The organism is Pedobacter sp. (assembly GCF_041645105.1).
Classification (GTDB): domain Bacteria; phylum Bacteroidota; class Bacteroidia; order Sphingobacteriales; family Sphingobacteriaceae; genus Pedobacter.
In genome coordinates this window covers 459,945-472,332 of the sequence record NZ_JBAZQQ010000002.1, presented here as the reverse complement: position 1 = coordinate 472,332, position 12,388 = coordinate 459,945, and the positions used below count along the sequence as shown (strand labels likewise).

Sequence of the window (12,388 nt, the reverse complement as noted above, 5' to 3'; positions counted from 1 at the left end):
ATTACAGTAGACTTAAAAACAGATGTAAATAAGGCGAAGCAAAAAATATATCAATTTAATTTATAAACTTTCCCTGGCAAGGCTGTCACAATTCCATGTATTTCGAGATTTAACAACAGCATTGCCAGTTTACCCTGGCTAAAGCCTGAACCTAACACCAACTTATCTAAAGAAAGAGTTACATTATCTAGCAATCCGATTAATTTCTGTTCTTCCTCGGAAAGATTTAGAGCTAATTTAGATTGTAATCCACTTTGATCCGGTAACTTATCATCCCATCCCAGATAATAAATAAGATCTTTAGCATGATTAATTAATCCCGCTCTATGTGTCTTAATCAGAAAATTACAACCCTCAGAGCAGGGATCATTTATTCGTCCTGGGAAAGCAAATACATCCCTATCATAGGAATTTGCAATATCCGCTGTAATCAGTGCGCCTCCTTTCCCAGCTGCTTCAACCACAACTATTGCATCTGCAAGACCAGCTATAATCCGGTTTCTTTTCGGAAAATTCTCTTTATCAGGGATTGTTCCTGGTATAAATTCAGTTAGCAATCCACCATTCAGCAACATTTTTTGTGCTATTGGCTTATGCGAAGGAGGATAAATACGATCTAATCCATGTGCCATCACCCCTATTGTAGGTATATTAAGATGTAAACTCTCTTTATGTATGGTTACGTCTATACCATATGCCAGTCCACTTATAATCACAACACCATATGGCAAAAGGGCTTCTGTAAGTTGCTGGCACAACATTCTACCATAAGTAGTGGCATTTCTAGTCCCCACTACGCTGATAATCCGAGGATGATTTAAATCTACATTCCCCTTATAGTATAATAATACCGGAGCATCATGACAGTATTTTAACCTTTGAGGATAAGAAATATCAGTGTAAAAAAGCACTTTAACCTTATGTTTTCTGATAAAGACCAACTGCTTTTCGGCTTCTTTTAAGGCATTATTACTTAAAATCAGACCAGAAATAACTGGTCCTATACCATTCACCTCCATTAATTGACTCCCTTTAGCCTTAAAAATAGCTTCAGCTGAACCAAAATGATCTAGTAAATTTTTGGCATGGACATGCCCAACACCTTTTATTAAAGTGAGGCCAATTTTATGGATAAGACTCATAGGCTAACTTATGCAATTACGCATAAAGCAAGCACAAATGAAGACCTGTTTTTAAAAAATAGTGCTATTGTGGGATGTAAACAACGTATTTAGTTTCAAAAAACTCTTCTTCAAAGTATTCAGAAAGCGGGTATAACTCAGCTTTTAAACGAGATTCAGCAATTTCTTCCGACAAATCACCTCCTTTTAAATATAAAATCCCATTTTGAATGGCATTTTTAGATTCTTTATTAAATTTCCCTTTTACCCATGGATAGAAGTCAATCAGGCGCGTTACTGCTCTTGAAACTACGAAATCATATTTATCTATTACTTGTTCAGCTCTCAAATGACTTGCTGTTACATTCTTTAAGCCTAATGAATGTGCGACTTCAGCAACTACTTTAATCTTTTTCCCAATTGAATCTACCAGATGAAATTCAGTTTCAGGAAATAAAATAGCCAATGGAATTCCAGGAAAACCACCTCCAGTACCCACATCTAAAACAGTTTCTCCAGGTCTAAAAATGCAAAATTTTGCAATGCCTAGTGAATGTAAAATATGACGTTCATAAAGTTCATCAATATCTTTTCTGGAAATCACATTGATTTGTGCATTCCAAAAACTGTATAAATCATACAACTGATCAAACTGGGCAATTTGCTGCTCAGTAAGGTCTTTAAAATATTTCTGTATTAACGCTGATTTCATTTCCACTTAACTTTTTTGACAAATATAGACAGAATGCCGTTAAACACTAGAAAAATGAATAATAGCATATCCAAAACCGGGAACCACCATTTTAAATCTCCATAATTTAAACGATTGAGAATCCGCGGGTAAATAAAACACCTGATTACAATACTTAAAGCTAAAACTCCCAAAGCGAGATAAAGTGTTGATTTAAAACACATCAGTACAATTAAGGTAACATAAAATAGAAATTGTATGATGATCTGTGCAGACAAAATAAATTTATGTTTGGGCTTATATAATTTTCCGGCACCAAAATGACGTTTCTTTTGTCGTAAATATGCTCCAAAACTGGTATTTGGCTCACTCCATACCTGGGCATCCTGGTGAATACGAATTCCGGTATTTCCACTATGTGCATGAGCATTTACAAAAAGATCATCATCACCTGAAGGAATATGCATATGTGCAGCAAAGCCTTTATTTTTAAAAAACAATGATTTCTTATACGCCATATTTCTTCCTACTCCCATATAGGGCATACCTTTTATAGCAAATGAAAGGTAATTTACAGCTGTAAAAAAAGTCTCAAAACGAATTAATGCATTTAACAATCCTCTCTTTTTTAAATATGGAGAATAGCCTAATAGGATTTCTATTCCCTCCTGCTCTGGCTGCTGCATTCCATACAACCATTTAGATGAAGCTGGAAAACAATCTGCATCGGTAAATACTAACCATTCGTTCTTTGCTGCTTTAATCCCCATCGTTGCTGCAAATTTCTTTCCAGCAATAAAACGCTCTCCCTCAAGTACCGTTACTATCTTTAAATGCTTATACTGCTTTGAGAATTCTTTAAGTAGATCCTCCGTTTCATCCCAGGAACGGTCATTGACAACAACAACTTCAAAATCCGGATAATCCTGTTCTAATACTAAAGGTAAATACTGCTTGAGGTTTTCAGCTTCATTGCGGGCACAAATCACTACACTTAATGGCTTTCTGGCATTTTCAGATAACGGATCTATTCTTAAACGTGCTAAACGTAAGTGAACAAACAAGCTAAAATATAGCTGAATAAGAAAACAAAAAAATAAAATACCGAGCAGGTAGTACTCAAAGCGTTCAAATAAAACGCCATCTAAAAAGCTTAATTCCACGATGTAATTTTGAAAGGGTCAAATTTCTGATTTTTAATCTGTAATGTTCCTTTATGTTGATAAAAAATTTAACCTATAAATAGCTTGTTTTTTGCTATTTTTGCGCAGATTTTCAAGGAGATCAGGCATTAGCCATCCTTAAAACAATAAACACATAAAGATGAAATTCAATTTACAAGCTAAAGATATAAATTCAAAAGCAAGGGCAGGAACAATAACTACAGATCATGGGGAAATACAAACCCCTATTTTCATGCCTGTTGGCACTGCAGGGACAGTTAAATCCATCAATCAGCAACAGCTTAAAAATGATATCGATGCTAAAATCATCTTAGGAAACACTTACCATTTATATCTGAGACCTGGATTAAATGTTCTGGAACAAGCCGGAGGCCTGCATAAATTTATTGGCTGGGACCGACCAATTTTGACTGACAGCGGAGGTTATCAGGTATATTCTTTAAGTAAAGTAAGGAAAATTAAGGAAGAAGGCGTAACATTTCGTTCACATATAGACGGGTCAAAGCATCTTTTCACTCCTGAATACGCAATGGATATCCAACGTACTATAGGAGCTGATATTATAATGGCCTTCGATGAATGTACACCATACCCTTGCGATTATAAATACGCCGCAAACTCTATCAACATGACACACCGTTGGTTAAAGCGTTGCTGCACACGTTTCGACAGTACAGAACCAAAATATGGTTTCAATCAGACGCTATTCCCGATTGTACAAGGATCTGTATACAAGGACTTAAGAATGAAATCTGCGGAATTCATTGCTTCGATGGACAGAGAAGGAAATGCAATTGGAGGACTTTCTGTAGGTGAACCAGCGGAGGAAATGTATGGGATGACGGAAGTAGTATGTAATATATTGCCTGAAGAAAAGCCACGTTACCTAATGGGTGTGGGCACTCCTATCAATATATTAGAAAACATTGCTCTAGGCGTAGACATGTTTGATTGTGTTATGCCGACCAGAAATGCAAGAAACGGAATGCTTTTCACTAAAAACGGCGTTATAAATATTAGCAATAAAAAATGGGCAGATGATTTCTCTCCAATTGAAGCTGATAGCGACCTTATTGCTGATCAAGTATATTCTAAAGCTTATCTAAGACATCTAATGCACTCAAAAGAGATGCTAGGTGCACAAATTGCCACGCTACATAACCTGCATTTTTACCTTTGGTTGGTAAAAACTGCCAGAGAAAAAATCTTAAGTGGCGAGTTTTACGCATGGAAAAACAAAATGGTTACTATCTTAGGTAATAAATTATAAATGAACATTATCAAAGACAGGATAAAAATTCTCGACTGGTATATCATCAGCAAATATCTGGGTACATTTTTGTATACCCTAACCCTCTTTGTTGTTATTATCATCATTTTTGATTTATCCGAGAAACTAGATGATTTTTTAGGTGCCAATCTTACTTTTTGGCAGGTCATATCTCTTTATTATGCAGGTTCTATACCATATTATGTGAATATGCTATCACCTCTAATCAATTTTATTGCAGTGATTTTCTTTACTGCAAAAATGGCCGACCAGACTGAAATTGTCCCTATACTAAGTGGAGGGGTTAGTTTTAACAGATTTCTAGTCCCTTATTTTATCTCGGCTTTTATCATATTTGCGGCCAATCTGGCTTCTAATTTGTACATTCTTCCGTATACAAACCAGCTTAAAAACAGCTTTGAAAACAATTATGTAAAGAAGAACGACCCTTCTAGTAAAAGTAATATCCATATGAAACTGGATAACAATACTTACATTCACATAGACAACTTTGACAATAAAAGTAAGACTGGAACACGTTTTTCATTAGACAACTTTAAAGGCGATGTACTAACTAAAAAGCTAATTGCTGACGAAATCAAATGGGACTCCGTAAAACGCTCCTGGAAGCTTATAAACTACTCTGTAAGAGACATCAATGGGCTTAAAGAAACTTTCACTGGTGGATCTTCTTTAACTAAAGATACTATATTAGACATGCGTCCTGATGATTTCTCTGCATATGATAATATTTTTGAAAACCTAACTAATAAAGAACTTTCAGAAAAGATCAAAAAAGAGAAGATCAGAGGATCAGGAATATGGAATGATCTTCTATTTGAACAATACAAACGCTACTTACACCCTCTTTCAGCCTTTGTACTTACCCTCATCGGGGTTGCATTATCATCCAGAAAGGTTCGTGGAGGTGTTGGATTACCACTGGGAATTGGAATTTTATTAAGTTTTGCTTACATCGTATTTAATCAATTCGCAAAAATGTTTTCCCTAAAAGGAGGAATGCCGCCCCTTATTGCAGTTTTAGCTCCTACCATATTCTTCGGTTTGTTAGGATTCTACCTACTGAGAAAAGCGCCAAAATAATGATAAAGGAAGCTATAAATAGCAATAAAAATCTACTGATTCTTCACTTTACAGTTTTTATCTGGGGCTTTACAGGGATATTAGGTGCTTTGATCTCGGTAGATGCTGTACAGATGGTGTGGTACAGAGTACTAATTGCTACCATTACACTTTTTATATATTTTAAACTGAGTAGAACCAGCCTGAAAGTTACCAGAAAGCAGTTTTTACAATTCATGTTAACTGGAAGCATTGTAGCCCTACATTGGATTCTTTTTTTCCATGCCATCAAGGTTTCAACGGTTTCGGTAACCCTCGTTTGCCTATCATCCTTTACATTGTTTACAGCTATAATAGAGCCTATAATAAAGAAACAACGCATACAGATACCTGACATAGTTATTGGATTAATTATCATTCTAGGTATTTATCTGATCTTCAAATTTGAATCAAAATATACATTAGGTATCATTTTTGGACTTTCAGCAGCCCTTGCATCCAGTCTTTTCGGTAGTATTAATTCCGTTCTTGTACAAAAAAGCGATGCCCTTGTCATTAGCTTTTATGAGATTATGGGGGCCTTCCTATGGATCACTTTATACCGTTTATTTGACCAAAGTCTGTTCACAGAACACTTCTACCTAAGCCATACAGACTGGCTTTATCTTGGTTTACTAGGAACCATTTGCACAGCGCTTGCCTATGTTGCAGGGGTATCAGTAATGCGTACAATCACTGCCTTTCGCGTAGCTCTAATCACTAACCTGGAACCGGTATATGGCATCTTATTAGCCTTCATTTTCTTCGGAACAAAAGAAGCTATGTCTATCGGATTTTACCTTGGCGCCATCATTATTCTGGGTGCTGTATTCTTATATCCGATCTATAAAAAACGCAGCAACATTTAGCTCTTTCTAGCTCCTCACCTATAGGGTAGGGGCAAGAAAATCTATCCATAAAAAGACTATCTAGAGCCTCTACACTATTCAAAAAAAAAGCCTGAAAAGGCACCCAAATCCAACAAGAAAATCCAGCAAACCGCCTCTAAAAAGAGCGACTTTCAGCCATAAAAACTAAAAGACAAACACGCTATTCAGTATACAGAACTAAAATTATACGCTTAAATTTAATTTTATTTATCGCCTAAATAGTGTATCTTAATTGCCAATTATACCCACTTTTAAAGCGAGTATAAAAAACACCAAAAAGAAGCTTAAAACATCATAAAAACACAATAAAATCGAACAATCAATTAAAAACAAATAAAATTTTAATAAGCTGAATATCAACAATAAAACTACATTCATATAAAATAAAAAGTCAAATAAAAACAACAATAAAAATAACAAAATACTAATTATTTTAGTAAACCACATAAATGAAACAAAATAAACTATATAATTCACTGATAATCAAATTAAAAATAACAATCATATTAAGTTTAATTTCACACTCGGTATTTTCACAAATTTTCGACGAAGAGCAAAACCCACTTAGTGTAAAATGGCGCCAAATAAATTCATCAGGTTTTAAAATCATCTACCCAACCGAACTTGAAAAAGAAGCTCAAAGAATGGCCAATACCTTACCGCACATTTACCCTCTTATAGGGAGTAGTCTGGGAGTCAAAAAAACAACCATCCCGGTACTGCTCCAAAACCAAGGAGTCATTGCAAATGGCTTCGCTCAGCTAGGCCCAAAAAAGTCTGAATTTTTTAGTACACCTCCACAACAATTCGACAGTCAAGACTGGCTAAATAACCTGGCAGTTCACGAACTCAGACACGTCGCTCAGTTCGACAAACTAACCGGCGTTAAAGCGAAACCATTTCCAGAACTTGTGTACTTCGCATGGTTCGGTGCAAGCTTGCCAATCTGGTTTTTTGAAGGCGATGCAGTAACCACAGAAACTGCACTTACAAATGCGGGACGCGGAAGACAGCCATCATGGATTATGCCCTATAGAGCAAGCCTCCTTGAAGGGAAAAAACTTTCCTACAGTAAGGCCAGTTTCGGATCAAATACAGACATCACTCCTGGCTACTACCAACTGGGCTATCTCCTATCTTCAAACATCAGAACACAACATGGAGAAAATATATTTGACGAGGTGCTTACTGACATCAGGAAACGTCCTCTTCGCCTTTATCCTTTTTCTAACACATTAAAAAAACTTACAGACAAAGGAAGCCACCAATGGTACAAACAAACAGAGTCACTACTCAAAGAAAAATGGACAGCTCAGGAACAAGCAGCATCAACTGTAGATTACAAGTCACTAACTAAACCTGCGAAATATGCAACCAATTATTTTACTCCGGTAAAATTAAACGACAACAGCATATTAACTTTAAAGCAAAGTAAAACAGAAGCAACACATCTGATAATGATCGACAGCAATCGTACAGAAAAACATTTGCTCTACATTGGTTACCAGGAACAGCCTTGGTTCAGTTACGCCAATGATCTTGTAGTTTGGGATGAGGTAAGATACGACCCTAGATATAGAAAACGCAACTACAATATCATTTGTAGTTATAATCTAAAAACAAAAAAAGTTAAAAAAATCAGTTCAAAATCCAGACTTTTCGCTCCTTCACTTTCCGCTGACGGTAAAAAGATAATTGCAGTAAAATTCGAATTGAATAACCAATGCAACCTTGTGGAGCTTGATGCAAAATCCGGTGCCATCATTTTCACATACCCAAACCCTAAAAATCTAATTCTTCAAACTCCATCCTTTGACGAAAGCGGAAACACCATTGCCTATATCAGTGTGAGTGAAAAAGGAAAAGCGCTACACACCATAAACAGATCAGGTGAAGCACATGAACTCATAGCCCCAACACAACAGCAATTGACTAGACCCGTATTCTTTGGTCAACAGATCGCATTTAACGCCCATTACAACGGGATCGACAACATTTATGAGATAGACGTCATATCAAAAAAAATAAGCGCTCTGAGCAACGCAAAATACGGCGCTTTCAATCCTTCATTTTCAAAAACATCGTCAACATTAATTTTCAACAATTTTAGACATACAGGCTACGACATTTCAGAAACACCAATAAAACCAGAGCCTCTCTCAAAAGATAATTTTGTTTATTTTGGTGCAGCTGCAGAAAAACAAGAAAATACAGGAAATGTATTTAGCAAGATCCCTGATAGCATTTATACCTCTAAACCATATCGCGCGTTAGGCAACCTCATTAACCTTCACAGTATAACTCCTGTAATTGAAGACGAATACCTCTTCGGATTACAACTAAATTCAGATAACCTACTCAATACTTTCAGCTCCTTTGCAGGAGTAGAATATCACCGTGACCTTGGCCGGTTTGAATACAATGCGGGTTTTGTCCTTAAAAGTTTTTATCCAGTCATCAGCAGCACTTACCGAAACAGACCCCGAAGAACTTTTTACACCACTAATCAGGGTATAATGCAGGGCGACTGGAGGGAAAACAACATTCAACTTCAAGCATTAGTTCCAATTAACTTTAATAGTCTTGGAGACAACTATAGTTTCAATTTTAAAACTGCAACAAGTTATACTCAAAGATACATGGGACAAAATATGCCAGTCAATTACATCACAAGCCTAAAACTACCGATGGAATATGGATTCTCATTTGCACATTCCACAAGGCAGGCTGATCGTGACATAGCACCAAGATGGGCACAAACACTTAAACTTACTTATCTTCACCAGCCTTTCGATAAGCGTCTGGACGGAGAACTATTTGCCGCAGAAGCATTTTTATATTTCCCAGGCTTCTTTAAGAACCATTCTTTTACTGCAAACTTCAATTACCAGCACACATCAGGCGTAAGACGCTACGACAATGAGATTAATGCAGTGTATGGCTACAATAATATCATGGCCCGCAACTTTTTAAAGAATACGCTACTTTTCAACTATAGATTTCCTTTCGCTTTTCCTGATGCTGAACTTGGCCCACTCGCTTATATCCGAAATATACGTGGCGGATTATTTTGTCATTACGAAAATCTAGGCATAGACACGGATATGGGGCAACCAAAAACATATGGCTTTGAATTACGAAGCAGCATGAATTTACTCCGTTACCAACCAATAATTGATCTAGGCACTAGATTCGTGTTCGTAAATAAAGTTTACAATCAAAATCCTATATTAGAGTTAATTTTAAACTATAGCTTCTAAATCATGCGAGCAAGAACCATTTTCATTATCATTTTTACTGCACTTATCACTATTTTTTTAATGATCAATACTGATGCAGTTGAATTTAATTTCATAGTCGTTAAAAAGGACATTTCTAAACTTCTGGTTGTTGGTGTATGTACTTTTGTAGGATTTATCCTCGGATACTGGGCTGGCCGACCAAAAACAACAATAAGCACATATGATAAGGAGTTAGATGGATACAGCAATGACAATAAAAATAATCTGAGCGACGAAGACCGGGAATATATCAAGTAAAAAAAAGAAAATTACTTCATAAAACAAAAGACCGGATTGCTGAAGAAGCAATCCGGTCTTTTGTTTTAAACACTACCTATTTGGTAAAATATCTTTGTCAATTATGCTAAAGCCTGCTTAATATCTTCAAGAATATCGTTGATATGTTCCAAACCTATAGATAAACGAATAGTTCCCTGTTCAATCCCAACCTGCAAACGCTCATCTTCTGTCAACTTTGAATGCGTGCTTGTCGCCGGATGGGTAGCTATAGACCTGGTATCACCAAGATTAGCAGAAATAGAAAACATCTTTAACTTATTCATGAAAGCACTAGCAGCCTCAACCCCACCTTCAATTACCATCGTCACAATACCTCCACCTTGTTTCATCTGCTTTTTAGCAATTTCATATTGAGGGTGTGAAGTCAGAAAAGGATACATCACCCTTTTTATACTTGCATGACTCTCTAAAAACTCCGCAACTTTCAAAGCATTCTCACAATGTCTGTCCATACGTACCGCAAGTGTTTCTAAACTTTTAGACAACAACCATGCATTAAATGGTGACATTGCAGGCCCACTGTGCCTGGCAAATCCTTCTATTTCCTTAATTAATTTATTTGAGCCTAAAATAACCCCACCTAGAGTACGACCTTGTCCGTCAATAAATTTTGTAGCCGAATGAATAGAGATATCAGCACCTAATTTTATTGGCTGTTGTAAATATGGTGTAGCAAAGCAATTATCCACAGCTAATAAAACATCATGCTGCTTCGCTAGTTTCGCCAACCATTCCAAATCAATAATATCAATTCCTGGATTAGAGGGTGTCTCCACAAAAATCATTTTTGTATTGGGCTGTATACCTTTTTCCCATTGTTCTGGCTTATCCAGATCAGCATAAGTATAAGTAATACCCCATTTTGCAAAAACATTATTCAACAGCTGATGGGTTGAGCCAAAAACAGAACGGCTAGACAATACATGGTCACCAGACTTTAAAAAAGTAGCAAGAGTGGTAAATATTGCTGCCATTCCTGAAGCCGTAACCCAACCGGTTTCAGCACCTTCAAGAACAGCCATTTTATCAATTAATTCTGTTGTATTTGGATTAGCATATCTGCTATAAACATTCCCTTCCTTTTCGTTTGCAAACAGCGCTCTCATGTCCTCTGCATCATCAAACTTATAACTTGACGTTAAATACAGTGGCACAGAATGCTCTTTATATTGTGTTCTTTCGGCTTGCAAACGTATAGCCAGTGTTTCGAAATTCTCTTCTTCCATTTTATTTATTGATGAATAGTATAAGTAAAGTTGATGGTAGCAGAACGCCCCAAAATATTAGAGACAGAACAATATTTATCAAACGTCATATTCAATGCACGCTCCACCTTCGGCACGCTTAAAGCACCGTATAAATTGAAATGAATATCTATTACGTCGAAAATAGGTGGCATTTCTTCATCTTTTCTGGTTGCCTTGATTGAAATCTTGACATCATCTAAAGGCTCCTTTTGCTTAGTCAGCACATTCACCATATCTATTCCACTGCAACCACCTAAACCTATTAAAAGCATTTCCATTGGTCTAAAACCTTTACCTTCGCCTCCAATTGCAGGCTTAGCATCAAGCTCAACAGTAAAGCCACTCGAATTCTCTGCTTCAAAGTTAAACTTACCGCTTTTACGTATTAAATTAATCTCCATGTTCGTATCAGTTATTTTTATCCATCACGTTCAGTACGTAATACCAACACCATGATGTTTAAATGTTATAATAAACTTTATTTTCACGTTCCAGTTCCGGCAGATGAACGCGCTGATCAAAAATTGCAAAAACACTTGAACCACTACCACTCATTAAAGAGAATAATGCACCAGATTGATATAATTTTGATTTGATCTGTTCAATCTCCGAATATTTTGAAAAAACAGAGGTTTCAAAATCATTTTTGAGACAAGATTTCCATTCTTTCACAGGCAAATGTATTAAATCTTTTACCGATCTACTAGGAATTGTAGGCTTTATTCCAGCATAAGCATCTGCTGTTGAAACGTGTACAGGCGGTTTAACCAGCACAAGAAAGAAATTTGACAAATCTATTGCGATTGGATTAAGCTCATCACCTATCCCAAATGCACAAGATGGTTCATTTTTAATGAAAAATGAACAGTCAGCCCCTAAAGGCCTGACATAGTCTTCCATTGTAGCAACAGACAAACCCAATTTGAACTTATCATTTAACAATTTAACCAAATGGGCGGCATCTGAAGAGCCTCCTCCTAATCCGGCACCAACAGGAATATTTTTAAGTAAGGTAATTTGCTGTTCAGGTAGGTTAAAATCCTTTTGAATAGACTTAAAGGCTTTGATGCAAAGATTATCATCTGTATCTCCTGGCACATCAATTCCTTTTACCAAACAAGAAGTTTCCAATGCATCCGTTACCTCCAGCACATCGTACAACTTTATGGGATAAAATACAGTTTCGATATCATGATACCCATCTGGCCTTTTTTCTATGACGTTTAAACCAAGGTTAATCTTTGCATTTGCAAAAGCAAGCATACATGTGGCATTTAATTTT

Annotated in this window: 11 protein-coding genes; 5 read left to right on the top strand and 6 right to left on the bottom strand. The window is 36.4% G+C overall.

Annotated features, from left to right (window positions below):
• Positions 1-50: 50 nt before the first annotated feature.
• From dprA to WC623_RS08220, 3 genes are all read right to left on the bottom strand, one after another.
• Positions 51-1,142 carry a DNA-processing protein DprA gene (gene dprA / locus WC623_RS08230; protein WP_372849832.1) on the bottom strand — a complete coding sequence of 364 codons (1,092 nt, stop codon included), beginning with the start codon at positions 1,140-1,142 and terminating at the stop codon, positions 51-53.
• Positions 1,143-1,206: 64 nt separating this feature from the next.
• Positions 1,207-1,833 (bottom strand): 16S rRNA (guanine(527)-N(7))-methyltransferase RsmG, encoded by a 627-nt coding sequence (gene rsmG, locus WC623_RS08225; protein ID WP_372849830.1) that lies wholly within the window; start codon positions 1,831-1,833, stop codon positions 1,207-1,209.
• Positions 1,830-2,975, bottom strand: coding sequence for a glycosyltransferase (locus tag WC623_RS08220; RefSeq protein WP_372849828.1), 1,146 nt, complete (start codon positions 2,973-2,975; stop codon positions 1,830-1,832). Before WC623_RS08220 ends, rsmG begins: the two co-directional genes overlap by 4 nt.
• Before the next feature lie 160 nt (positions 2,976-3,135).
• Here WC623_RS08220 and tgt point away from each other — a divergent pair, with 160 nt between their 5' ends.
• From tgt to WC623_RS08195, 5 genes are all read left to right on the top strand, one after another.
• Positions 3,136-4,266 carry a tRNA guanosine(34) transglycosylase Tgt gene (gene tgt / locus WC623_RS08215; protein WP_372849826.1) on the top strand — a complete coding sequence of 377 codons (1,131 nt, stop codon included), beginning with the start codon at positions 3,136-3,138 and terminating at the stop codon, positions 4,264-4,266.
• The gene (locus WC623_RS08210; protein ID WP_372849824.1) at positions 4,267-5,370 is read left to right on the top strand and encodes an LptF/LptG family permease; all 1,104 of its coding nucleotides are present in this window, start codon (positions 4,267-4,269) and stop codon (positions 5,368-5,370) included.
• A complete protein-coding gene (locus WC623_RS08205) occupies positions 5,370-6,257 on the top strand; it encodes a DMT family transporter (RefSeq protein ID WP_372849822.1) in 888 nt (295 codons plus the stop codon). Before WC623_RS08210 ends, WC623_RS08205 begins: the two co-directional genes overlap by 1 nt.
• Positions 6,258-6,727: 470 nt before the next feature.
• Positions 6,728-9,538 (top strand): TolB family protein, encoded by a 2,811-nt coding sequence (locus WC623_RS08200; RefSeq protein ID WP_372849820.1) that lies wholly within the window; start codon positions 6,728-6,730, stop codon positions 9,536-9,538.
• A 3-nt stretch (positions 9,539-9,541) separates the two neighbouring features.
• Positions 9,542-9,817 (top strand): hypothetical protein, encoded by a 276-nt coding sequence (locus tag WC623_RS08195; RefSeq protein WP_372849818.1) that lies wholly within the window; start codon positions 9,542-9,544, stop codon positions 9,815-9,817.
• Between the two features lie 101 nt (positions 9,818-9,918).
• On the opposite strand, the gene WC623_RS08190 is transcribed toward WC623_RS08195, so the two are convergent.
• From WC623_RS08190 to ispE, 3 genes are read right to left on the bottom strand one after another with little or no spacing between them, the layout of a single operon-like run.
• The gene (locus WC623_RS08190) at positions 9,919-11,085 is read right to left on the bottom strand and encodes an O-succinylhomoserine sulfhydrylase (RefSeq protein ID WP_372849816.1); all 1,167 of its coding nucleotides are present in this window, start codon (positions 11,083-11,085) and stop codon (positions 9,919-9,921) included.
• Positions 11,086-11,090: 5 nt separating this feature from the next.
• Positions 11,091-11,507, bottom strand: coding sequence for an OsmC family protein (locus WC623_RS08185; RefSeq protein WP_372849814.1), 417 nt, complete (start codon positions 11,505-11,507; stop codon positions 11,091-11,093).
• Positions 11,508-11,565: 58 nt separating this feature from the next.
• A complete protein-coding gene (ispE, locus tag WC623_RS08180; protein WP_372849812.1) occupies positions 11,566-12,369 on the bottom strand; it encodes a 4-(cytidine 5'-diphospho)-2-C-methyl-D-erythritol kinase in 804 nt (267 codons plus the stop codon).
• Positions 12,370-12,388: the final 19 nt, after the last annotated feature.

What these genes read in the sequence shown, in the direction of transcription:
- dprA (WP_372849832.1), bottom strand. Translation starts at nt 1,142, where the DNA reads ATGAGTCTTATCCATAAAATTGGCCTCACTTTAATAAAAGGTGTTGGG.
- rsmG (WP_372849830.1), bottom strand. Translation starts at nt 1,833, where the DNA reads ATGAAATCAGCGTTAATACAGAAATATTTTAAAGACCTTACTGAGCAG.
- tgt (WP_372849826.1), top strand. Translation starts at nt 3,136, where the DNA reads ATGAAATTCAATTTACAAGCTAAAGATATAAATTCAAAAGCAAGGGCA.
- WC623_RS08210 (WP_372849824.1), top strand. Translation starts at nt 4,267, where the DNA reads ATGAACATTATCAAAGACAGGATAAAAATTCTCGACTGGTATATCATC.
- WC623_RS08205 (WP_372849822.1), top strand. Translation starts at nt 5,370, where the DNA reads ATGATAAAGGAAGCTATAAATAGCAATAAAAATCTACTGATTCTTCAC.
- WC623_RS08200 (WP_372849820.1), top strand. Translation starts at nt 6,728, where the DNA reads ATGAAACAAAATAAACTATATAATTCACTGATAATCAAATTAAAAATA.
- WC623_RS08195 (WP_372849818.1), top strand. Translation starts at nt 9,542, where the DNA reads ATGCGAGCAAGAACCATTTTCATTATCATTTTTACTGCACTTATCACT.
- WC623_RS08190 (WP_372849816.1), bottom strand. Translation starts at nt 11,085, where the DNA reads ATGGAAGAAGAGAATTTCGAAACACTGGCTATACGTTTGCAAGCCGAA.
- WC623_RS08185 (WP_372849814.1), bottom strand. Translation starts at nt 11,507, where the DNA reads ATGGAGATTAATTTAATACGTAAAAGCGGTAAGTTTAACTTTGAAGCA.
- ispE (WP_372849812.1), bottom strand. Translation starts at nt 12,369, where the DNA reads ATGCTTGCTTTTGCAAATGCAAAGATTAACCTTGGTTTAAACGTCATA.